Annotated in this window: 22 protein-coding genes; 7 read left to right on the top strand and 15 right to left on the bottom strand. The window is 60.9% G+C overall.

What is annotated here, in order from left to right:
* Positions 1-220 precede the first annotated feature (220 nt).
* Both JFT86_RS25845 and JFT86_RS25840 read left to right on the top strand, forming a co-directional pair.
* Positions 221-1,456: a M20/M25/M40 family metallo-hydrolase gene (locus tag JFT86_RS25845; protein ID WP_201238971.1), complete on the top strand. Its 1,236-nt coding sequence runs from the start codon at positions 221-223 to the stop codon at positions 1,454-1,456.
* 126 nt (positions 1,457-1,582) lie between these two features.
* Complete coding sequence (locus JFT86_RS25840; RefSeq protein WP_347340326.1) at positions 1,583-1,852, top strand: hypothetical protein; 270 nt, start codon at positions 1,583-1,585, stop codon at positions 1,850-1,852.
* Between the two features lie 133 nt (positions 1,853-1,985).
* Here the strand turns inward: JFT86_RS25840 and JFT86_RS25835 are convergent, their stop codons facing one another.
* The 8 genes from JFT86_RS25835 to JFT86_RS25800 form a co-directional block, all read right to left on the bottom strand.
* Positions 1,986-2,855, bottom strand: coding sequence for an oxaloacetate decarboxylase (locus tag JFT86_RS25835; protein WP_201238970.1), 870 nt, complete (start codon positions 2,853-2,855; stop codon positions 1,986-1,988).
* Positions 2,856-3,058: 203 nt separating this feature from the next.
* A complete protein-coding gene (gene astA / locus JFT86_RS25830) occupies positions 3,059-4,093 on the bottom strand; it encodes an arginine N-succinyltransferase (protein ID WP_201238969.1) in 1,035 nt (344 codons plus the stop codon).
* 61 nt (positions 4,094-4,154) lie between these two features.
* Positions 4,155-5,171 carry an arginine N-succinyltransferase gene (locus JFT86_RS25825; protein WP_201238968.1) on the bottom strand — a complete coding sequence of 339 codons (1,017 nt, stop codon included), beginning with the start codon at positions 5,169-5,171 and terminating at the stop codon, positions 4,155-4,157.
* Positions 5,172-5,288: 117 nt separating this feature from the next.
* Entirely contained in the window at positions 5,289-6,638 is a 1,350-nt protein-coding gene (locus JFT86_RS25820) for an APC family permease (protein ID WP_201238967.1), read from the bottom strand.
* Between the two features lie 89 nt (positions 6,639-6,727).
* Positions 6,728-7,480 carry an N-formylglutamate amidohydrolase gene (locus JFT86_RS25815; protein WP_201238966.1) on the bottom strand — a complete coding sequence of 251 codons (753 nt, stop codon included), beginning with the start codon at positions 7,478-7,480 and terminating at the stop codon, positions 6,728-6,730.
* The gene (locus JFT86_RS25810; RefSeq protein ID WP_201238965.1) at positions 7,464-8,795 is read right to left on the bottom strand and encodes a glutamine synthetase; all 1,332 of its coding nucleotides are present in this window, start codon (positions 8,793-8,795) and stop codon (positions 7,464-7,466) included. Before JFT86_RS25810 ends, JFT86_RS25815 begins: the two co-directional genes overlap by 17 nt.
* On the bottom strand, positions 8,792-9,436 hold the full coding sequence (locus tag JFT86_RS25805) for an isochorismatase family cysteine hydrolase (RefSeq protein WP_201238964.1): 645 nt from the start codon (positions 9,434-9,436) through the stop codon (positions 8,792-8,794). Before JFT86_RS25805 ends, JFT86_RS25810 begins: the two co-directional genes overlap by 4 nt.
* A gap of 2 nt (positions 9,437-9,438) precedes the next feature.
* Positions 9,439-10,293, bottom strand: a complete 855-nt coding sequence (locus JFT86_RS25800; protein WP_201238963.1) for a MurR/RpiR family transcriptional regulator — start codon at positions 10,291-10,293, stop codon at positions 9,439-9,441.
* A 330-nt stretch (positions 10,294-10,623) separates the two neighbouring features.
* On the opposite strand from JFT86_RS25800, the gene JFT86_RS25795 reads away from it, so the two are divergent.
* Both JFT86_RS25795 and cobF read left to right on the top strand, forming a co-directional pair.
* Positions 10,624-11,193, top strand: coding sequence for a histidine phosphatase family protein (locus JFT86_RS25795; protein WP_201238962.1), 570 nt, complete (start codon positions 10,624-10,626; stop codon positions 11,191-11,193).
* A complete protein-coding gene (cobF, locus tag JFT86_RS25790; RefSeq protein ID WP_201238961.1) occupies positions 11,193-11,948 on the top strand; it encodes a precorrin-6A synthase (deacetylating) in 756 nt (251 codons plus the stop codon). The genes JFT86_RS25795 and cobF overlap by 1 nt, the downstream gene beginning before the upstream one ends.
* Before the next feature lie 153 nt (positions 11,949-12,101).
* Here the strand turns inward: cobF and JFT86_RS25785 are convergent, their stop codons facing one another.
* Genes JFT86_RS25785 through JFT86_RS25775 form a run of 3 tightly spaced genes read right to left on the bottom strand, consistent with a single transcriptional unit; the run spans position 12,102 to position 14,683 of the window.
* Complete coding sequence (locus tag JFT86_RS25785; protein WP_201238960.1) at positions 12,102-13,283, bottom strand: acetyl-CoA C-acetyltransferase; 1,182 nt, start codon at positions 13,281-13,283, stop codon at positions 12,102-12,104.
* Between the two features lie 11 nt (positions 13,284-13,294).
* Positions 13,295-13,960 (bottom strand): CoA transferase subunit B, encoded by a 666-nt coding sequence (locus tag JFT86_RS25780; RefSeq protein WP_201238959.1) that lies wholly within the window; start codon positions 13,958-13,960, stop codon positions 13,295-13,297.
* Between the two features lie 24 nt (positions 13,961-13,984).
* A complete protein-coding gene (locus tag JFT86_RS25775) occupies positions 13,985-14,683 on the bottom strand; it encodes a CoA transferase subunit A (RefSeq protein ID WP_201238958.1) in 699 nt (232 codons plus the stop codon).
* Positions 14,684-14,930: 247 nt separating this feature from the next.
* Between JFT86_RS25775 and JFT86_RS25770 the strand changes: the two genes are divergently transcribed.
* Positions 14,931-15,806: a LysR family transcriptional regulator gene (locus tag JFT86_RS25770; RefSeq protein ID WP_201238957.1), complete on the top strand. Its 876-nt coding sequence runs from the start codon at positions 14,931-14,933 to the stop codon at positions 15,804-15,806.
* 107 nt (positions 15,807-15,913) lie between these two features.
* On the opposite strand, the gene JFT86_RS25765 is transcribed toward JFT86_RS25770, so the two are convergent.
* Both JFT86_RS25765 and JFT86_RS25760 read right to left on the bottom strand, forming a co-directional pair.
* A complete protein-coding gene (locus JFT86_RS25765; RefSeq protein ID WP_201238956.1) occupies positions 15,914-16,756 on the bottom strand; it encodes an NAD-dependent protein deacetylase in 843 nt (280 codons plus the stop codon).
* A gap of 171 nt (positions 16,757-16,927) precedes the next feature.
* Positions 16,928-17,974 (bottom strand): class I SAM-dependent methyltransferase, encoded by a 1,047-nt coding sequence (locus JFT86_RS25760; RefSeq protein ID WP_201238955.1) that lies wholly within the window; start codon positions 17,972-17,974, stop codon positions 16,928-16,930.
* A 418-nt stretch (positions 17,975-18,392) separates the two neighbouring features.
* Here JFT86_RS25760 and JFT86_RS25755 point away from each other — a divergent pair, with 418 nt between their 5' ends.
* Entirely contained in the window at positions 18,393-19,232 is an 840-nt protein-coding gene (locus JFT86_RS25755; protein ID WP_201238954.1) for a DUF692 domain-containing protein, read from the top strand.
* Entirely contained in the window at positions 19,225-19,974 is a 750-nt protein-coding gene (locus JFT86_RS25750; RefSeq protein ID WP_201233829.1) for a putative DNA-binding domain-containing protein, read from the top strand. The genes JFT86_RS25755 and JFT86_RS25750 overlap by 8 nt, the downstream gene beginning before the upstream one ends.
* A gap of 120 nt (positions 19,975-20,094) precedes the next feature.
* On the opposite strand, the gene JFT86_RS25745 is transcribed toward JFT86_RS25750, so the two are convergent.
* Both JFT86_RS25745 and JFT86_RS25740 read right to left on the bottom strand, forming a co-directional pair.
* Entirely contained in the window at positions 20,095-21,402 is a 1,308-nt protein-coding gene (locus JFT86_RS25745) for an ATP-binding protein (RefSeq protein ID WP_201233828.1), read from the bottom strand.
* A complete protein-coding gene (locus JFT86_RS25740; RefSeq protein WP_064392669.1) occupies positions 21,399-22,139 on the bottom strand; it encodes a response regulator in 741 nt (246 codons plus the stop codon). The genes JFT86_RS25745 and JFT86_RS25740 overlap by 4 nt, the downstream gene beginning before the upstream one ends.
* Between the last annotated feature and the right edge of the window lie 128 nt (positions 22,140-22,267).

Genomic DNA, 22,267 nt, shown 5'->3' with positions numbered 1-22,267 from the left:
CTGTAGGAGCTGCCGCAGGCTGCGATCTTTTGATGTTGTTTTAAAAGCAAGATCAAAAGATCGCAGCCTGCGGCAGCTCCTACAGTTGTTCGGTGTTCGGTGTTCGGTGTTCGGTGTTCGGTGTTCGGTGTTGGTCAGGGAGATGTCGCTATCGGTATAGAGCCTTGCGTCGATGTCAGGTACGGTTCAGATCCCCCCGACGCGAAACAAGGATCGATTCATGACGTTCTCATTTCCCCGCTCCCTGCTGGCCGCCAGCCTCGGCCTGTCTCTCGCCATCAGTGCCTCCAGCGTCTTCGCCGAACCGCATAAACAAGTGCTCGCCGACGCCGAGCAATACCAGCCCGAAGCCCTCAAACTGCTGGAACGGCTGGTCAACATCGACTCAGGCTCGGGCTATGAGCCAGGCCTCAAGCAAGTCAGCGAGATCGCCATCGATGAGCTGAAAAAGCTCGGCGCCACCATCGAATTAGTGCCTAACACCCCGGAAAAAACCAACCACGTCCTGGCCACGTTCAAAGGCACCGGCAAGGCGAAAATCCTTCTGATGGCGCACATGGACACGGTATTCAAGGAAGGTTCGGCGGCCGAGCGACCGTTCCACATCAAGGACGGTCGCGCTTACGGGCCGGGGGTGATGGACGACAAGGGCGGTATCGTCGCCGGGATCTATGCGCTGAAAGTCCTGAAAAACCTCGATTTCAAGGACTACGCGCAAATCACCTTCCTGCTTGATGCCAGTGAAGAAACCGGCTCGGACGTCGCCACCGACCTGATCAAGAAAACCGCCAAACTGCATGACGTGACCCTCAATCTTGAGCCGGGGCGTCCGGCCGATGGTTTGGTGGTATGGCGCAAGGGCAGCGCGACGGCGCTGGTCGAGGTCAAGGGTAAAGCGGCGCATGCCGGGGTGGCCCCGGAGCTGGGGCGCAATGCCGCGATGGAGGCGGCGCACCAGATTCTGCAGTTGGGCAAGCTCGGTGATGAGGCGAAGAAAACCACCATCAACTTCACCGTGCTCAAGGCCGGCGATCGCACCAACGTGATTCCGGATCAGGCCACGGCCAAGGCTGACGTACGCGCGGCGGTGCCGGAGGAGTTTGACCGGATCGAGAAGGATCTGGCGCGGGTATCCCAGGACAAGTTGATTCCCGACACTGAAGTGAAGACTACTTTGCAACGCGGTTTGCCACCGATGCCGCAGACGGCCGAGTCGGATCGTCTGATGGCCATGGCGCAGGGGATTTACGGCGAGATCGGCCGAAAACTGACCGAGGAGGGCAGTGGTGGTGCGGCGGATGCGAGTTTGTCGGCCGGAGTGGGCACGCCGACGCTGGACGGTTTCGGGATCGTTGGCGGCAATATTCACACGCCGGAGGAATACGCCGAAGTGGCGAGCGTGGCGCCGCGGATTTATTTGTTGTCGCGGATGATCATGGAGTTGGCCAAGCCGTAGTGAGGTAGTGATCGTTCCCACGCTCTGCGTGGGAATGCCTCAACGGACGCTCCGCGTTCGGCTTTGTGTGGGACGCAGAGCGTCCCGGGCTGCATTCCCACGCGGAGCGTGGGAACGATCACCATAGTGCGCACCTACGACGCCGAATCCCCGGTGCTCTTCATCAAAACCCACACAGAACTCAGCGACATGGCCGCCTGTGCGATGCACCGGTTCGTTGTCGTGCGCGATCTGGCCGACACCTTGGCCAGTCTCAACCTCAAAGACATTTCCGATTGTGATCTGACGCGGGTGACCAGCGCGGTGCATCTGCTGATGCGCGAGGGTTGCGCGATTCTGAATGTGATTCAGGCGCGGGCGATGCAGCGGGAAGAGGCGTACAGAACTCCGATGTAGCGGCGTAGCGGCTGTTGCTATCGCGAGCAGGCTCACTCCTACAAATGATCGGCGTTGAACACAAATACTGTGTGCACTGAAGACCTACTGTAGGAGTGAGCCTGCTCGCGATGGTGTCAGCCCGGCCAACTTATTACTCCTTGACGCTCATGTATTCCTTGGCCCAGAGAATATATTCCTCAGGCTGGGTATAGGTGTGCGTCAACTCGGTCGCGCTCAGGTCGGAAGCCTGGGTAAAGATCTGCCGCTGTTCGCGCAGGCTGTCGTAGGTTGCCTTGATTGCCGCAAAGTAAGCGCCATGCCCATCGATGGTCACACGCACGCCCAGTTCGGCCAGACGCTTGTCGTCACGCAGCGCCGGGTTGCCGTAGGTGACCAGCATCAACGGCACGGTCAGGTGTTCGGCGATCTGCTCAAGCTGATCAAAGTCCTGCACGCCGACCATGCAGATGCCGTCAGCGCCTGCGGCCTGGTACTGGCGGGTGCGGCTGATGATTTCCTGGTTCGGCAGAATGCCGGCGTTGGTGCGGGCGATGATCGCCATTTCCGAATCGACCCGGGCTTCCAGTGCTGCACGGATCTTGCCGACGCCTTCGGCGACCGAGATCAGGTCGGTCGATTTGCGCCCGAATTGCGCGGGCAGCAGGGTGTCTTCAATGGTCAGGGCGGCGACGCCGGCGCGTTCCAGTTCGACGATGGTGCGCATCACATTGAGGGCGTTGCCGTAGCCGTGGTCGGCGTCGGCGATCACCGGCAACTGGGCGACGCGGCCAATGCGCGTAGCCTGTTCGGCGAACTCGCTGAGGGTGATCAGGGCAAAGTCCGGCGCGCCGAGCACCTGCAACGAGGCCACGGAACCGCCGAGAATCCCCACTTCAAAACCCAGGTCAGCGGCAATGCGTGCAGACATCGGGTCGAACACCGAAGCCGTGTGGTAGCAGGCGTCGGAGGCCAGCAGCTGACGGAAGTTACGGCGCAAATCTTGATGAGAAAGCCTGGTCATACGAGTTCCACCAATACAAAGGAATGGAAAGGCTTGAGCAAAGGTGTCAACGCCGAAGAGTGAAAAGGCTATCACGCGAATGGGTCAAGGATCATGACGAATTTGCAAGGCAGCGATTTGCCGATGAATCTTCTGCTGAAAGGATTCACCTTGGAAGGGGAAAATTTACCTGTGGCAAGGGAGGCAGGCTTGATCCCCGAGAATCAGGCCGCCACAGCCTGCTGCTGTTGATTGGGCAACATCACTGCCCTGACCGAATTGCCCGGTTGCAACTGCAGGCGTTTGGCCGTCAGGCGATCGATCACCAGGCTGCTGCCGACCCGACGCGCCCGCGCCACGGTGATGCGGCAGTTTTCCAGACGCCGGTTATGGATCAGCCACAGCGGCGCCTGTTCGTCCGGGCTGCCGAGGCTCAGGGTCAGTTCAAGGCTGTCGCGTACCGTGCGGATGTTGCGGATCGGCGCTTCGATCACCGGTCCACCGTCAAAAATGTCGATATAGCCCTTGTGAGTAAAACCTTCGGCCTGAAGAATTTTCAGCGCCGGCTCGGTGTTGGGATGTGCCTGGCCGATGGCCGCCTGGGCCTGTTCAGTGAGCATGCAGGTGTACAGCGGTTGGCGCGGCATCAGCTCAGCGATAAAGGATTTATTGCCCAGCCCCGAGAGGTGGTCGGCGTGGCTGAAGTCCATCTGAAAGAAGTGCCGACCCAGGCTGTCCCAGAACGGCGAACAACCCAGTTCATCAGCACTGCCGCGCAGTTCGGCGATCATCTTTTCGCCAAACAGATGCGGAAATTCGGCGACGAACAGCAGGCGCCCCAGCGACAGCAAACGGCCGTTACTGCCGTGACGATGCTCATGGCCCAGAAACAACGAGCACAACTCCGATTGGCCGGTCAGTTCATTGTTGAGAAACAGCGTCGGAATCTGTCGCTGAATGCCCAGATTCGGTGCCGAACTCACTGTCAAACCGACGCGATAGTTGTACCAGGGCTCGCGCAAGCCGATCGCCCCGGCCATGGCGCTGACACCGACCACGCGCATGTCATCGTCTTCGAGCACGAACAGGTAATCGGCGTCGGCGCGTTCCACCTGTTCGGCGAACGCGCGTTGCGCCCAGCGTACCCGGTGGGACAGACGATCTTCATTGGCCGGCAGGGTGGTGAACCCTGGACCTGCCTGTTTTACCAAGGCCATCAAGGCTGGCAAGTCGCTGACTTTAACCGGGCGGACAATCATGCTGTAACTCCTTCTGCGCGCCTGTTCGGGCACTGTCGTTGGGTGCGGAACCGGGCGCGGTTCACAGGGCAATCAGGCGAATCTGGCTGCCATCGGTCACGTTCAGCGCCGCACACATTGCAGGGGTGAGGGACAGCGGTTGATCGGGCTGGTAATCGAGTTCGGCGACGATGGCCCGGAAGCCGTGCAGCGCGTCGTTGCTCAGCAGATAACGGCCACGTGCATCAATCTGTGGCTGTAGCCGTACTTCGGCGACCTGGCTGCGGACGATCGAACGGATGTTGGTGGTGCGTGCGAACAGCGTCGGGCCGGCGTCGAACAGGTCGATGTAGCTGTTGGTTTCAAAACCTTCACGCTCAAGAATGTCGAAGGCTTCCTGGCCATCCGGGTGGATTTTGCCAATACAGTCCTGCGCCGCTTGCGGCAGCATCGGTACGTAGATCGGGTATTGCGGCATCAGTTCGGCGAGGAACGTGCGGCTCTGCAAACCGCACAACCGCTCGGCTTCAACGTAGGGCAGATCGAAGAAATGCTTGCCCAGCGCATCCCAGAACGGCGAGTTGCCGTGCTCGTCGCTGTAACCGACGATTTCGGTGATCACCGCTTCGGCGAAGCGTTGCGCGTGGGCCGCGATGAACAGCAAGCGCGCCCGCGAGAGCAATTCGGAGAACGGTGTGCGCACCAGTGCCGCGTCGATGTGGAAACCGCGCAGCAGGGTGTGATCGTTCAAATCGTGGCACAGCGACAGCGCCGGCACGCCGTGCTCGATGTTCAGTTCCCGCGAGGCACTGGTGAAGTGGCGGTTGCGCAGGCTGTAGAACGGCTCGTCGAAACCGGCGGTGGCGAGAATCTCCGAGCAACCCAGCAACCGCTGATTGCTCAGGTCTTCCAGCACGAAGAAGTAATTCTCCGGGCCCTGTGCCACGGCGTCGCTGTCAAACGACGCAGCGGAGCCGGCGATTTTCTCGCGCAAGCGGTCGCTGTCGTCCGGCAGGGAGGTCACGCCCACCAGGCTGTCGCGGGCCAATTGTTGGAGCTGGGTCAGGTCAGTCGGTGCGACTGGGCGTAAGACCAGCATGGAAGTACTCCTGTATCAAAAGGTTCGGCGAATCGCCGAACCTGACTATCACTGTCGGGGTCCACGCGTTAAATCGGCGGTCGCCTGATTTGTTGTCAGACGCTGCTCTTTTTCTTGTCAGCCGTTGCTCGGGTCAGGCAACGCGGTGCTGGTGCCAAGCTTGTTGAGGAAGAACAGGTACACCAGGCCCAGGGCAATCCAGATCAGGCCGAGTTTCTGCGCATCGACGCCCATGTTGTACATGATGGCCGCGACGATGATGAAGCCGATCACCGGGCAGATCAGGTGGCGCACAACCTGACCGGACTTTTGCCGACGCCAGTAGTAGTTGATCACGGTCAGGTGCAGCAGCATGAAACCGCTGAGTGCGCCGAAGTTGACCAGCGACGTCAGGGTGTCGACCGAGTTGATGAACAGGTAGCAGATCACCAGCGACAGCACCGCCACCAGATAAATGCTCAGGTATGGCGTGTTGTGTTTTGGATGGACCTTGGCCAGCACTTTCGGCAGCTTGCCGTCGCGGGCCATGCCGAACAGCAGGCGCGAGACTGCGGCTTGCGAGGTGATCGCCACGGCCACGCCCCAGGCCAGTGCCGTCGCCACACCGGTCAGCGTCGCGAGCCAGCTGCCAGCGGCTATTTCGGCGATTTCATAGAACGCGGTGTCGGCGGACTTGAAGCCCATGCCGGCGGCCAGATCGGTGGCGATCCAGGTTTGCGCAACGAAAATCACGCCCATCACCACCAGTGTGATCAGCGCGGCTTTGCCGATGCTCTTGCCCGGGTCACCTTTGATTTCTTCGGCGAGGGTGGAAATCGCATCAAAGCCAAGGAACGACAGCACTGCAATCGATACCGCCTGCATCAGCAGGGCGAAGTTGAAGGTTTCCGGGTGATACAGCGGCGCCAGGGTCAGTTCACCGTTACCGCCGCCGTTGTGCAGGGCGGTCCAGGCGTAAAACAGGAAGATCCCCAGTACGACCAGTTGCGCCAGCAGGAAAATGATGTTCATCCGTGCGGTGAAGGTGATGCCGCGCAGGTTGACGAAAGTCGCGCTGACGAGGAACGCGAGGATGAAGCCGACTTTCGGAATGTCCGGATACAAGTGGTTGAGCGCCATTGCCGCGTACACATATAGCAGCGGCGGAATCAGCAGGTAATCGAGCAGCATCAGCCAACCGGCGATGAACCCGACGTGTTGGTTGAGGCCGCGTTGCGCGTAGGAGTACACGGAACCGGCAATCGGGAAAGCCTTGGCCATGCTGCCGTAGCTCAACGCGGTGAACAGCATCGCCACCATGCCGATGATGTACGCCAGCGGCACCATCCCCGGTGCCTCGGCGTTGACGTAGCCATACACACCGAACGGGGCGATGGGGATCATGAAGATCATCCCGTACACCACCAGATCGGTGAGGGTCAGGCTACGTTTCAACTCTTGCTTGTAGCCGAATTCTTCAATTTCCATGAAGCGCAACTCCTTGTCAGCCATCGATTGTTTTTTAGTTGTTCTATCGGTAATCCGTTACAGCGTCAGCAGTCTTACAGGCGTTTTCCTTACAGCAATGGCGCCAGATAGCCGGCCCAGCGCGCCACCGCTTCGGGGCTGCGCAGCAAGTCGTTGCGCACCTCGATCAGTACTGAATCCAGGCCACGGGCATCGCCGTGGACGGGCACGGTCATGTCGCCCAGCGGATCGATCTTGTACGGCTGGTTGCCGGCCACTTTCAACGGGTGTTGTTCGAGACCGTCGAGCAAGCGCTGGGCATAGGCCCTGGCCTGGCCGAACAGCACGCCGATTTCCAGCGGGCGTGGCTGGCCGTAATACACCGGGGTGAAACTGTGAATGCCCACCACCCGCACCGGTTGCCCTTTGGCGATGCGCTCGTCGATCAGTGTCTGCAAACGCGCATGGAACGGTTTGAACAGCGTCTGCCGGCGGTATTCACGCGTGACTTCGTCCAGCTCACGGTTGCCCGGCACCTGATAGATCTCACTCTGTGCCGGAATGCTGTCGGGGGCATGCCGTGGGCGGTTGAGGTCGATCAGCAGCCGCGAATAGTTGGCGCTCAACAGCGTTGCGCCGAGTTGCTCCGACAATTGCTCGGCCAGTTGCAGCGCACCGATGTCCCAGGCGATGTGCTCACGGGCGGCGGCAGCGTCCAGGCCCAGACTGTTCAGGGCCTCGGGGATGTAACAACTGGCGTGCTCGCACACCAGAATCAACGGGTGCGTCGAGTCGGCGCGGCTCAGGTTGTAGACCGGTCGGGTGTACAACCCCAGCTCGGCGGATTCAGTACAGGCGTGCATAGTGCTCACACAAGTCGGCGGGCGAGAGCTGTTCCGTCAGCGCCAGTTCCTCGGTTTTCAGGGCGTAATACGTGTCGAGCAACGGCTTGGGCAGCCATTCGTTGAAGGCAGCGCTGTCGCGCAGGCAATCCAGCGCCTGCGCCAGCGACCCGGGCAGGGCAACGATGCCCCGGGCCTGGCGTTGCTCGTCGTTGAGTGAATCGGGAATCTCATCGGTGATTGCATTCAGCGCCAGACGCTGCTCGATGCCCAGGCGTCCGGCAATCAACAGCGCGGCCATCGCCAGGTGCGGCGAGGCGGTGGCGTCCATGGCGCGGAATTCGAGGTTGAACTGCCTTGCCACCGGTTTGCCGCCCAATGTCACGGTCGGACAAATGCGCAACGCTGCTTCACGGTTCTGTTGACCGAGGCAGGCGTACGACGCGCTCCAGTGGTGCGGCTGCAAACGCTCGTACGACACCGGCGTCGGCGCGGTGAACGCACACAGCGCCGGCAAGTAATGCAGGATGCCCGCCGCCCAATGCTGGCCGAGGGTCGACAGGCCATTGCTGGTGCCGGCGTCATAGAGCATCGGCTGGCCGGCGAGATCGAGCAGGCTGACGTGCAGGTGCACGCCGTTGCACACCGCGTCTGCGGCAGTTTTCGGCGCGAAACTCAGATCGAGGCCCATTTGCCGGGCGATCTCGCGGGTGATCTCGCGCACATTGACCGCACGATCCGCAGCAGCCACGCCAAGCGTCGGGCGGCAGGTGATTTCGTATTGATGCTTGCCGTATTCAGGCAGGAACATTTCCGGTTCGACGCCACCGGCACGCAAGGCGCTGAGCAGCCAGCCGCCGAATTCGGCGCCCTGACGCTGGGCTTCGAGGGAAAACGCCAGGTGCTGGGCAAAGCCTGCGTGCAGGTTGAACTCATGTTCGAACGCGGCGTTGACCTGCAAGCCGAGTTGATCGCGATAGCGTTCGATTTCGTCGCGCAACAGCGTGCGCGGGCAGGCGCCCCACGACCGGCCATCGGTTTCGCGGATATCGCCGTGAATGAAGTCCAGTGCGGGCGCTTCGGGATCCGGGCCGTTGCCGACAGTGACGCGGCTGCTCAGGTCGGGAATCAGGCGCACGTCGCCATAGGCGCCCCACGGATTGGTCGAGGCAATGATGTCCTGAGGCGTCAACGCGCTGTTGGCCGGCACCCAGCCACAACCGGCGGCCTGGTAGTGTTCAAGTTCGTCGGTGGGAAACGAGCGGCCACGGGTGATGCCGATCAGGTCGGTGGTGACGATGGTGGTCATCGGCAATGGCATCAGGCGTGCGCTCATGGCTGCATCTCCTGCAACCGGCCGAGCACGGTTTGCGTATCGGTGATCCAGCAATAACCCTTGATCGCGTTCAGGCAGGCGTCGTGTCGCGCCGAGGTGTAGGTGGCGCAAGCGTCTTCGACCAGTGTCACCAGATAGCCGCGGTCGGCGGCGTCACGCACGGCCATGTCGACGCACTGGTCAGTGACAATGCCGGCGATGATCAGATGGCGGGTTTCGAGGTTGCGCAGTACATAGTCAATGTTGGTCGAGTTGAAGACCCCGGAAGAGGTTTTCGGCAGGACGATCTCATTTTCCACCGGGGTCAGGTCTTCGATGATCCGCGCCTGCACGCTGCCCTTGGGCAGATGCATATCCGACAGTTTGTGATCCAGCGAGCGGTCGCGGCCGTCGGCGGTCAGGCTTTCGATAATGGTATGGAGCACGTTCTGCCGCGCCTCGCGAAAGGCACTGAGCAAACGTCGTTGATTGGGCACCACCTGCATGTGTGCACGGGTCAGGAAATACTCGGCGTCCGGGCCGTTCAGGTGCGGGTCGAACTGCGGTTCGAGCCAGGCACGCTGCATGTCCACCAACAACAACGTGGTGTGATCGATGACAAAGGGCAAATCCCGCGGCGAGCGGTGGGGAAGGCTGAACATCCTTATTTATCCTCCAGCAGGTGGGTGTTGAAGTCGTTGCGCAGGGCGTCGATGCCTTCCAGGCGATCGGCCAGATTGTCAGTGCGCAGGGTCAGGCAGGCGATCAGTGCTTCGACCTGTGCCAGCGCCGGCACCATGGTGTCGAACGGCGAGGCCGATTCCACCGGGGCGCTGATGATCAGGTCGGCCATTTCGCGCAGTGGCGAGGCGTAGATGTCAGTGAACAACACCACGCGCGCGTTATTGTTTTTCGCCGCGCTGGCGACGCGCAGGGCCTGGGTCTGATAGCGGCGGTAGTCAAACACCAGCACCACGTCCTGACGTTGCAGATCGAACAGCCGATCAGGCAGTTGCGCGTTGTCCTCCAGTGCAAAGCAACCGGGGCGCAGCAGGCGCAAGTGATTGAGCAGGTAAGTCGCCATCAGGCTGCTGAAACGTCCGCCGAAGCAATACACCTGATGCCGCGCATCGAGCAGCCAGTCGGTGAGGATGCGCACGTCTTCAGGCTGGGTCAGCGATTGGGTGTCGACCAACAAGCGATGGCTGTCAGCCAGATAGTGGCTCCAGGCATCATCCTTGTGTTGTTGCGCTCGAGGCTGCAACAAAGTACGCGGCGAGCGCAGGCGATGGTCCATGTCGCTGAGCAGCGCATCCTGGAATTCGGCGTAACCGCCAAAACCGAGTTTTTTTACCAGCCGCACGATGGTCGGATCGCTGACCCCGGCATGTTCGGCCAGACGCGCCATCGGCCCCAGGCCGTTTCTTGGGTACTGATCCAGCAAGGCGCGCACGACTTTGCGTTCCGACGGCGTAAGATCGAGGCCGGGGTCGGTGATCAAGTCTCTGAGAGGGGGCATCCTGGCTCCTGCTGGATGGGTGTGTCGAATTCGCTTCACAATCCGTTAAAACAGTATTTATGTAACTGGCGCTACATGTCTAGTGAATTCTTTTTGCTGTTGAAAAGGCTCCAAAATGGAGCAAGACCCCTATGTAACAAGGGCTACACCGAAATCGGCAGGTCTTGTAGTCCATGGCCCATAGCTGTGTCAGACATTGCCGTTTTTGCGCTTAAGTCACTTTTTCGCGAAATTGCATCAAGCCCCCCTGAGCCCCCGGTTTACGGCACAATTGCCCTTGGTTCGGCATTGCGCCGTGGATTTTCATGATTCTCGACAGAGTGATCGATCGTGCAGACCACCCGTTTGACCCTGATGTGCCATGCGCGAACCGTCGCACAAAAACTGGCGTGTTTTCCTACGAATGAGCCTGTTGAAAATACCGACCTGGCGGCTGACTCGCTGGCCGTGCGGTTCGACTCCCCGCGACGTCTGATCTGCGGCCCTGAGTTGCGCACTCGTCAGACGGCTCAGTGGTTCGGCGCGGATGCGCAAGTCGACGAGGCGCTGCGCGATTGTGACTGGGGCCGCTGGCACGGCCGGTCGATCAAGGATCTGCAGCGTGAAGAAGAGGCGGCGCTGCAGGCCTGGCTGGAAGATCCCCACGCCACGCCCCATGGTGGTGAATCGGTCGCCCAGCTTGGTGAGCGTGTGGCGGCTTGGCTGCAGAGTTTGCAAGCGACGCCGGGCCATGTAGTTGCGGTCACCCATCCGTTTGTCATTCGCGCTGCGCTGATCCAGGTGATGCGCGGCTCAGCCTTTCATGACATTGATGTCGAACCGTTGTCGGTGGTCGAATTGCGCTTTACCGGCCGCTGGCGATTGCGTTTGCCCGGTCTCGATCTTGAAGGAGCACGCTGATGAAACAGTTATTGGTGATCGGCATCGGCGCCGGTAATCCGGACTACATCACGATGCAGGCGGTGAAAGCGCTGAACCGGGTGGATGTGTTCTTCCTAATGGATAAAGGCCAGAGCAAGGACAAACTGATCAATCTGCGTCGCGAAATCTGCGAGCGCTATATCACCGATCCTACGTACCGCTTCGCCGAAGCCCACAGCCCGGAGCGTGAGCGCGGCGATGTGGACTACACCGCCAGCGTCGATGACCTGAACCGCGCCAAACAGCGAACCTTCGAACAACAGATCAATGACGAATTGTCTGACGGCGAGTGCGGCGGTTTTCTGGTGTGGGGTGATCCGGCGTTGTATGACAGCACTGTGCGTATTTTGCAGGCGATTCTCGCGCAAGGCCGCTGTGCCTTCGAGTTTGAGGTGATCCCGGGGATTACCAGCGTTCAGGCGCTGACCGCGCAGCACAAGGTGCCGTTGAACACCATCGGACGCTCGGTGGAAATCACCACGGGGCGGCGGTTGGCGGCAGGCAAGGTCAGTGATGCGGACAGTCTGGTGGTGATGCTCGATGCCGAAGATTCCTACCACCATGTGGCCGATCCGCAGACAGACATTTACTGGGGGGCGTATCTGGGGACGCCGGATGAAATCCTCATCAGCGGCAAGCTGGGGGAGGTGGCGGATGAAATCGAGCGGGTGCGCAAGGCTGCAAGATTGGAGCACGGCTGGATCATGGATACGTATTTGCTGCGCAAGCCTTAGATCTCAATGACCGGACGGCCCTTTCGCGAGCAGGCTCGCTCCCACAGGGAATTGTGGTCGGTGCAAAGATTGGGTCTGTCCTCACGAGGGACTTAGTACATGGGGCAGGCAGCGGGCGGATGTCGTGGATCCGCCCGCTGTCTGTATTGCTCGTTACACGCGTTGCAGCGCCAGGGCTACGCCTTGACCGCCACCGATGCACAGGGTCGCGAGACCCTTTTTCGCATCACGTTTGATCATTTCATGCAGCAGGGTCACCAGTACGCGGCAGCCCGATGCGCCAATCGGGTGGCCCAGCGCGATCGCGCCGCCGTTGACGTTGACCTTGTTCAGATCCCATTGCAGATCCTTGGCCACCGCCAGCGATTGTGCGGCGAAGGCTTCGTTGGCTTCGATCAGGTCGAGTTGGCCAATGTCCCAGCCAGCCTTGGCCAGGCAGCGGCGGGTGGCCGAAACCGGGCCGATGCCCATGATCGCCGGGTCGACACCGGCGTTGGCGTAAGCGGCAATGGTCGCCAGCACTGGCAAGCCCAGCGCTTTGGCTTTCTCGGCGCTCATCAGGATCACCGCCGCAGCGCCGTCGTTCAGCGACGAAGCGTTGCCGGCAGTGACGCTGCCGTCCTTTTTGAATGCCGGGCGCAATTTCGCCAGCGACTCGGCGGTGGTGTCGCCACGCGGTTGTTCGTCAACCTTGAACGCCACCGGATCGCCTTTGCGCTGTGGAATCAGGATCGGCGTGATCTCATCGACAAAGCGCCCGGCCTCAATGGCTGCGGCGGCTTTCTGTTGGGACGCGGCAGCGAAAGCATCTTGCTGTTCGCGGCTGATCTGGTACTTGTCGACCAGGTTCTCGGCAGTGATGCCCATGTGGTAATCGTTGAACGCATCCCACAGACCGTCGCTGATCATGGTGTCGACGATTTGTGCATGACCCATGCGCAGACCGGTGCGCGCACCCGGCATCACGTAGTTGGACAAGCTCATGTTTTCCTGGCCACCGGCGATGATCACCTCGGCGTCGCCGCAACGGATCGCCTGCGCACCGAGGTGCAGGGCCTTCAGACCCGAGCCGCACACCTTGTTCAGGGTCATGGCCGGTACGGCGTGGGGCAGGCCAGCCTTGATCGCGGCCTGACGCGCCGGGTTCTGGCCGGCGCCGGCAGTCAGCACCTGACCCATGATCACTTCATCCACTTGAGCACCGTCCAGGCCGGTCTGCTCGAGCAACTGACGGATCACCGCCGCGCCCAGATCCACCGCGGATACGCTGGCCAGGGAGCCCTGGAAACTGCCGATCGCGGTACGCGTGGCGGCAACAATGACGACATCTTGCATTTTCGAATTCCTCACTCGGCAGCGAACTGCATTTCCGGCACGTGATCCGGGACGATCAGTTTACCAGCGGTTTTGGCGACGATTTCCTCGACGCTGACGCCAGGTGCGCGTTCCTTGAGGACAAAAGCGCCATTTTCGATTTCCAGGTAGGCGAGGTCGGTCAGCACGCGCTTGATGCAGCCGGCGCCGGTCAGCGGCAGGCTGCATTTGGATAGCAGCTTGGACTCACCGTCCTTGGACGCGTGGGTCATGATGACGATGATGTTGTCGGCACCGGCCACCAGATCCATGGCGCCGCCCATGCCCTTGACCAGTTTGCCGGGGATCATCCACGAGGCGATGTTGCCTTCGACGTCGACTTCGAACGCGCCGAGCACGGTCAGATCGACATGACCACCGCGGATCATCGCGAAGGACTCGGCGGAGTTGAAGATCGATGCGCCAATGCGCGCGGTCACCGTTTGTTTGCCGGCGTTGATCATGTCGGCATCGATGGTTTCTTCAGTCGGAAAAGGGCCCATGCCGAGCAGGCCGTTTTCCGATTGCAGCATGACTTCCATGCCTTCGGGGATGTAGTTGGCAACCAGGGTCGGAATGCCGATACCGAGGTTCACGTAGTAGCCGTCCTGCATTTCGCGGGCGACGCGCTGAGCCATTTGTTCGCGGGAAAGTGCCATGTTTTTATTCTCCGTCAGCCTGAGTTATTTGCGGATGGTGCGCTGTTCGATGCGTTTTTCGAACGTGCCGCAAATGACCCGATCGACGTAGATGCCGGGGGTGTGGATCTGCGATGGATCCAGCTCGCCGGGCTCGACGATTTCTTCGACTTCGACCACGGTGATCTTGCCGGCAGTGGCGGCCAGCGGGTTGAAGTTCTGTGCGGTGTGACGGTAAACGACGTTACCGAAGTGGTCGGCTTTCCAGCCTTTGACGATGGCGAAGTCGCCGGTGATGGATTCTTCCATCAGGTACTTGCGACCTTTGAACTCGCGCACTTCCTTGCCTTCGGCAACGGGTGTGCCGACACCGGTGGCGGTGAAGAAGGCCGGGATACCGGCACCGCCTGCGCGCATCTTCTCGGCGAGGGTGCCTTGCGGCGTCAGAATGACTTCGATTTCGCCTTTGAGCAGTTGCTCTTCGAACAGCTTGTTTTCGCCAACATAAGAGGCGATGACCTTGCTGATCTGGCGGTCGGTCAGCAGCACGCCGAGGCCGAAACCGTCGACACCGCAGTTGTTGGAAACGACGGTGAGGTCGCGGGTGCCCTTGCGTTTGATCTCGGCGATCAGGTTTTCCGGAATGCCGCACAGACCGAAGCCACCGGCGATGACGGTCATGCCGTCTTCCAGCCCGGCGAGGGCTTCCTCGTAGGAACTCACGCGCTTGTCGAAACCTGCCATATGCACCTCTTTTATTATTTGCGGGCGGCTGGCTAGCCGAATGACTGGAGTGTCGCGCTGGACGATATATTTGTTAAGTTGATTTTTAAGGTTGATTGATAGATAAAACTCAATAAAGTCTCTTCAAATCACCTGGCCCCCTGTAGGAGCTGCCGCAGGCTGCGATCTTTTGACCTTGACCTTAAAAAACAAAATCAAAAGATCGCAGCCTGCGGCAGCTCCTACAGTTTGAACGGCGTTCAATAGTATGACCATCAAACAGATTCGCGCCTTTCTCGCCGTCGCCCAGAGCCTCAGTTTCGCCGTGGCCGGCGAGCGCCTGCACCTGTCGCAATCGGCGCTGAGCCTGACCATCAAAGCCTTGGAAGAAGGCCTCGGCGGGCGCCTGTTCAGCCGCAATACCCGCAACGTCGCCCTGACCGCCGAAGGCGAATCCCTGTTGCCGCTGGCCCGACGCCTGATCGCCGACTGGGACAACGCCGAAGACGAAATGCGTCAGCGCTTCAGCCTGCAACGCGGGCGGGTGACGCTGGCGGCGATGCCGTCGTTTGCCGGCAACTTGCTGCCGCCGATCCTCAAGACCTTTCGGGCGCGCTACCCGAACGTCAACGTGACGGTCAATGACGTGATCAACGAGCAGGTGCTGGAGATGGTTCGCGACCGCCAGGTTGAGTTGGGCGTGGCGTTCGAGCCGATGCAGAGCACGTCGATGACGTTTACGCCGCTTTATCTGGACCGCTTCGTCGCGGTGGTCCCGCAGGATTCGCCGCTGGCTGCACGCAGCGAGATCGACTGGCAGACGTTGTTGCAGGAGCCGTTTATCACCTTGCAGCGGCCGTCCACGGTGCGGGTGATGCTTGAAGAACACTTGCAGGCGCGGGGTATGAAGTTGCCGGTGGAGTTCGAGAGCCATCAACTGGCGACGGTCGGCCGGATGGTCGCCAGTGGGCTGGGAGTGAGCGCGGTGCCGGCACTGTGCGCCGAGCAGATGCAGGAACTGGGCGCGCACTGCCTGACGCTGAATGATTCCGTGGAACGGGCGATTGGCGTGTTGACCGAGCCGGGCAATGAACTGTCGGCAGCGGCGCAGGCACTGTTCGATATCCTCAAAGCCGAACATTGAACCTGTAGGAGTGAGCGTGCTCGCGATAGCGGTGTTTCAGTCTGCAAAGATGTTGGCTGACAAGACGCTTTCGCGAGCAGGCTCACTCCTACAGGGAATTTATGTGTTCAGGAGATGAGCTGTTGCGATAGCAACGGCAGGAGCTGTTCGCAGGAGGCCTCGATCTTCAAGTCGAGTAATTCATCCGCCCGGGTCTTGCCCAGGTTGACCGCAATCAACGGCTTGCCGCGATCGGCGATCACCCGGCACAGACGAAACGCCGAATACGCCATCAACGAAGACCCGACCACCAGCATCCCCGCCGCTGTTTCTGCCGCCGCCATGGCCCGTGCCGCTGTGGCCTGCGCGACGTTTTCGCCGAAAAACACCACGTCAGGTTTCATCCGCTCACCTGCGCAATGGGGGCAGTGCGGCACCTGAAAGCGTGCTTCGAACGTCGGGTCGAGCAGAGTATCGCCGTCCGGTGCCTGCACTGCGTCGACGCCGGCCAGGTACGGATTCTGCTGTTCCATCAGACGCTGAATCGAATCGCGCTCACTGCGCTGGCCGCAATCCAGGCACAGCACGCGATGCAGGCTGCCGTGCAGTTCGATCACGTCATGACTGCCGGCCTGATCGTGCAAGGTGTCGACATTCTGCGTAATCAAGCCACTGATGCGGCCATGGCGCTGCAAACTGGCCAGCGCTTCGTGCGCCGCATTCGGCTGCGCCTGGCGCACGCGTGGCCAACCGAGCATCGCCCGCGCCCAATAGCGGCGGCGTGACTCGGGGGCGGCGAGGAATTCCTGATACATCATCGGCTGGCGGCCACGGCGCACACCGTCGCTGTCACGGTAATCGGGGATGCCCGACGGTGTGCTGATGCCGGCACCGGTCAGCACCAGAAAATCACCATCGGCCATCGCCTGTTGCAGCGTGTCGAGGTGTTCGCGGATCGGGCTGTCAAGCATGGTCAGCGCTCCTGGCAGAGAGAATGCCTTGCAGGTTAGCACCGACCCTTGTGGCGAGGGAGCTTGCTCCCGCTGGGGCGCGAAGCGGCCCCAAAGGATGGGCCTGCTGCGCAGTCCAGCGGGAGCAAGCTCCCTCGCCACAGGGTATGTGTTCTTTTCAGTCCTGATGATTTACTTCCGCGCCTCCAGTATCAAATTGAACGGCGTCTGCGTTGCACGCCTGAAACGCTTGAACCCGGCCTCGGCAAAGACCTTGCGCAGGCGCATCTCACCCGCTTGCGCACCGAGCCCGAGGCCAACCTCCTGAGACAGCGAGTTCGGCGTGCAAATGAATGTCGACGCCGCGTAGAACAACCGACCGACCGGGTTGATGTTGTCGTCTAGCGTGTCGTTGGCGAATGGCTCGACCAGCAACACCGTGCCGTCATCCTTCAGCGAGTCGTAGGCGTGGCGGGCGGCGCCAACCGGGTCGCCCATGTCGTGCAGGCAGTCGAAATAGCAGATCAGGTCGTAATCGCTGCCCGGATAGCTTTTCGCCGAGCCCTGGAAGAATTTCGCCCGGCTGCTGACGCCGCCTTCTTCGGCGCGTTGGGTGGCGACGGTGATCGACGGCGCATGGTAGTCGTAGCCGACGAAGCGCGAGTTGGGAAACGCCTGCGCCATGATCACCGTCGAGGCACCATGGCCGCAGCCGATGTCGGCGACTTTCGCGCCATCCTCCAGTTTCGCCACGACACCCTCCAGTGCCGGCAACCATTCGGCGATCAAGTGGCCTTTGTAGCCGGGGCGGAAAAACCGTTCGGTGCCGGTGAACATGCACGGGTGGTGATCGCCCCAGGGCAGGGCGCCGTTGCCGCGCATGGCTTTGACCAGTTTGTCCTTGTCATGGAAAAACGACGCCACCACGCCGAGCCCGCCGGCGACATACACCGGCGAATCTTCGACGGCCAACGCCAGGGCCTGTTCTTCCGGCAAACGGAATTGCCCGTCGAGGTGCTCCATGTAGCCCGACGCAGCGTGTGCGCTGAGCCATTCGCGGACCAGACGGGGATTGCAGTGGGTTTTTGCCGCGAGGGTATCGGGGCTGATCGGCTGACTGTCGGCCATCGCCCGGTACAGCCCGAGCTCCTCGCCGACGATGACATTGGCCAGCATTGCCGCGCCGCCCATGTCGTTGACCAGTTTTCCCATGAACTCGTTGAGTCGGGACTCGTCCATCACATGTGCTCCTGAAACAGGATCACGGTCCGGCGACGTTGAGGGTCGAGGCATGCGCCACCGGGCGGTGGTCATGGAAACGGGCAGGGCACGGCAAAAGTCCTGCGGCCCCCTCGACTGGGTAATGAAAGAGTCTAGCCCTCGTCCGGGATAGACGCTGAATTTGTGGGCACTGAAAAACCTGTGGGAGCTGGCTTGCCAGCGATGGCGTAGGCATAGCTACTGACTTGGTGCCTGATACCCCGCTATCGCTGGCAAGCCAGCTCCCACAGGGGACGGTGTTTGATGAGGGATTTGTATTGCCGTGTATCGCGTTGGCTCGGGGATACACGAGGTGGCAAATCCCCGGTGGGCTGAACACAGCGGCGATACAGCCGTCGGTTCAAATGGGTTGGCCAATCAAACGAGGTCAACTCCCATGCAAACTCCCCCATCATCAAGGCAACCCAGCGTCGGTCTGGGTCTGCGGCGTGGTCTGATGAAAGACCTGCTAGTCGCCCGTTCCGGCGATTTCGATTTTCTCGAAGTCGCCCCGGAAAACTGGATCGGCGTCGGCGGTGACCACGGCGCGGCGCTGCGCGAACTGGCCGAACGTTATCCGCTGTCCTGTCACGGATTGTCGTTGTCGCTGGGCGGTTCGGCGCCGCTCGACACTGGTTTTCTCCAAGAGATACGGGTGTTTCTCGACCATCATCAGGTCCGGCATTACAGCGAGCATCTGAGTTATTGCAGCGACGACGGCCATCTCTACGATCTGCTGCCCTTGCCGTTCACCGAGGAGGCCGTGCGCCACGTCGCCGCGCGGATCCGCCAATCCCAGGACATTCTCGAGCGGCGTCTGGCGGTGGAAAATGTCTCCTACTATGCGGCCCCGCGCCAGGACATGGACGAAGTGACCTTCACCAACGCCGTGCTGCGCGAGGCCGATTGCGACCTGCTGCTGGACGTCAACAATGTCTACGTCAACTCGATCAACCACGGCTTTGATCCACAGGATTTCCTCGCGCGGATCGAGCCGGGCAGGGTGGTCGGCATGCACGTGGCCGGGCATTTCGATGAGTCCGACACACTGAAGATCGACACCCATGGCGCCTCGGTGAAACCGCAGGTGTGGTCATTGCTGGCCGCAGCCTATGCCAGGTTTGGCGCACGGCCAACGTTGCTCGAGCGGGATTTCAATTTTCCGGCGTTCAGCGAACTGGTCGCCGAGCTACAGACCATCCGCCGTCTGCAAGGCGAAGGAGTTCCACGTGGATAACCTCGAACGACAACAACAGGCACTGACGCGCTATCTGCGTGATCCTGAGCAGCAACCACCACCTGCTGGAATGAACGTCACGCGGGTCAATGTCTACCGCGATCTGCTGTTCAATAATCTCTCGCAATTGTTGAGCGGCACTTTTCCGGTACTGATCCGGATCATCGGCCAACAGCGCTGGAACCAATTGATTCGCGGTTTTTTACGCGACTACCGCGCGCAGACCCCGAAATTCGCTGAGATTGCCGAAGCGTTCCTCGACTTTCTTGCCGCGCAGCCTGCGGTGTTGCGCGAAGGTCAGTGGCCGGCATTTCTGCTGGAGCTGGCGCATTACGAATGGGTCGAGATGGTCTTGCAGCAATCCGACGCCCAGCCCTTGCCGTCAACCGATGCGGGGTTGTTGCTGGAGCAGCCGTTGCAGGTATCGGCGTTGGCGTGGCCGCTGGCTTACGTGTGGCCGGTGCAGTTGCTCGGGCCAGATCACCAGCCCTCGGTCGCCCCGCAGCAACCGACGCTGTTGCTGGCACGGCGGGATGCGGATTTCAGCGTGAAATTCTCGGAACTGAGCCCACTGACATGGCGGTTGTTGCAGCGCATCGGTGAGTTTGCGGCATTGACCGGGCGTGAGCAGTTGCAGGGATTGGCGCAGGAGGCGGGGCAGCTGGCAGATGCAGCGTTCATGGACAGTGGATTGGCGTTGTTGCAGCAAATGCATGAAGACGGCGTGATCGGCACTCTCTAAAACACTACAAATCCCTGTAGGAGTGAGCCTGCTCGCGATAGCGGTCTGTCAGTCGGAGCTGGTTTGACTGACAGACCGCTATCGCGAGCAGGCTCACTCCTACAGGGGATGGTGTTGAGATTAAAGGTGTAGAGGGAGGTTGAGCTCGGCACACAAGCCGCCGCCCTCGCGGTTACTCAGGGTCAACGAGCCACCCAGGGCCATCGCCAGTTGCTGGGCGATCGCCAGACCCAGCCCGGTGCCGCCGGTATCGCGGTTGCGCGAATTTTCCACGCGATAGAAAGGCTGCATCACCTGCGCGAGTTCCGCTTCGGCAATCCCCGGGCCGCGATCCATGACGGTGATCGACAGGTTGCCCTTGTTCGCTTCGACCCACACTTCAGCTGCGCCGGCGAATTTCAGGGCGTTGTCGGTCAGGTTGATCAACACCCGGCGCAACGCGTGCGGACGGGTGTCGACCACCGCCTCACTCTTGCCGACAAGCTGCACATTCTTGCCCATGTCCTGATAGTCGAACACCAGGCTTTCCAGAAACGAATCCATGTTGGTGCGCCGACTTTCCTCGGTCGAGCCATGGATGCTACGGGCGTAAGCCACGCCTTCACGCACCAGGTGTTCCATCTCGCCGAGGTCGTTGCACAGTTTGTCCTTTTCCGCCGAGTCGTCCATGAACTCGGCGCGCAGTTTCATTCGGGTGATGGGGGTTTGCAGGTCATGGGAGATCGCCGCCAGCAGTTGCATGCGCTCCTTCAGATAATCGGCGATCCGCGCCTGCATCGCGTTGAAAGCGCGGGCGGCGTAGACCACTTCGTTCGGGCCTTTCTCGTCCAGCTGAATCGGGTGAGCGCTGGGGTCGAGGGTTTCCACGGCGTTGGCCAGGCGGGTGAGGGGGCGGATGGCAATGCGCACCGCCAGCCAGGTGCAGGCAATCATCAAGGCCAGTTGGCCGAGCAATACCGCTGGCAACCAGGGCGACAGCGGCACCATCGAGGGGCGCACGTCGATGGTCACCGGGCTGCCGTCGCTCAGGCGCAAGTGGCCCTGGAAGTGCTTTCGCGGGCCGGGAATGTCGGTGAACGTCAGCGGGTATTGGTCGCCGATTGCATCGGTGATCGACGTGACTGCAATCGGCACGTCGCCCGGCCCGATGGCGGTGCCGGGTTCACCTTCGCTCAGCAGATAGCCGTAGTTGGCCCGCGCCAGGCGCTTGAGCCACGCCGGGCGCTCCTCGGCAGGCAAGCGGTCGAGGATCGCAATCGAGGTCGATACGTCGGTTTCCAGATTGCCCAGCATGGTGTTTTTCGCGCTTTGGTAACGCTCGTAATACTGCGCGCCGAACGACAGCGCCTGGGCGAGGATCAGGCCGATCAGGAAAATCAGCGACACCCGCGAGGCAAGGGTACGCGGCCAGTGCAGGTTGAGGCTCATGCCGGGGCACCGAGGATCTCGACCGGCAGCGAAAACACATACCCTTCGCTGCGCACGGTCTTGATGTAGGCCGGTTCACGGGCGTCGTCCAGCAGGCGCTGGCGCAAGCGGCTGACCAGCAGATCAATCGAACGGTCGAACAGATCGGCATCACGACCCTGGGTCAGGTTGAGCAATTGATCGCGGCTGAGCACCCGTTGCGGGTGATCGAGAAACACCCGCAGCAAGCGGTATTCCGCACCGCTGAGGGCGACCATGGTGCCGTCCTTGTCGAGCAGATGGCGGGCCGAAGTGTCCAGTTGCCAACGGCCGAACGCCAGCAAGCGACCCGCTTCGGTGACCACCAGATTCGGCGGCAGCATCCTCGTGCGGCGCAGCACGGCATTGATCCGCGCGAGTAATTCACGGGCGGCGAAAGGTTTGGTCAGATAGTCGTCGGCGCCCATTTCGAGGCCGATGATGCGGTCGGTTTCATCGTTGCGGGCGGTGAGCATCAGCACCGGCGTGGCCTTGTGTTTGCCCACGCGCAGTTCGCGGCACAGCTGCAGGCCATCGTCGCCGGGCATCATGATGTCGAGCACGATCAGGTCGACGGTGTTGGCTTCGAGAAAGCTGCGCATTTGCCGGCCATCGGCGACCACGGTGGTGCGCAGGCCGTTTTTCTTCAGGTAGTTGCCGACCAGTTCGCGGATCTCGCGGTCGTCGTCGACGATGAGAATGTGATCGACATGTTCCATGGGACCAAGCCTCTATCAAAGGGGGAATACCGTGCAGTCTATCGAGCCTTCGCACGCTCGCCTGCCTGCCTTTGTATTGCAGTGTATCTGGCATGACAGCCGATACACGGGGACGCAAAAACGCGATT

The sequence above is a fragment of the Pseudomonas sp. TH06 genome (genome assembly GCF_016651305.1).
In the GTDB taxonomy this organism is placed as follows: Bacteria; Pseudomonadota; Gammaproteobacteria; order Pseudomonadales; family Pseudomonadaceae; genus Aquipseudomonas.
Note: the sequence above shows the minus strand (reverse complement) of the source record. Positions and strands in the feature narration are given on the sequence as shown.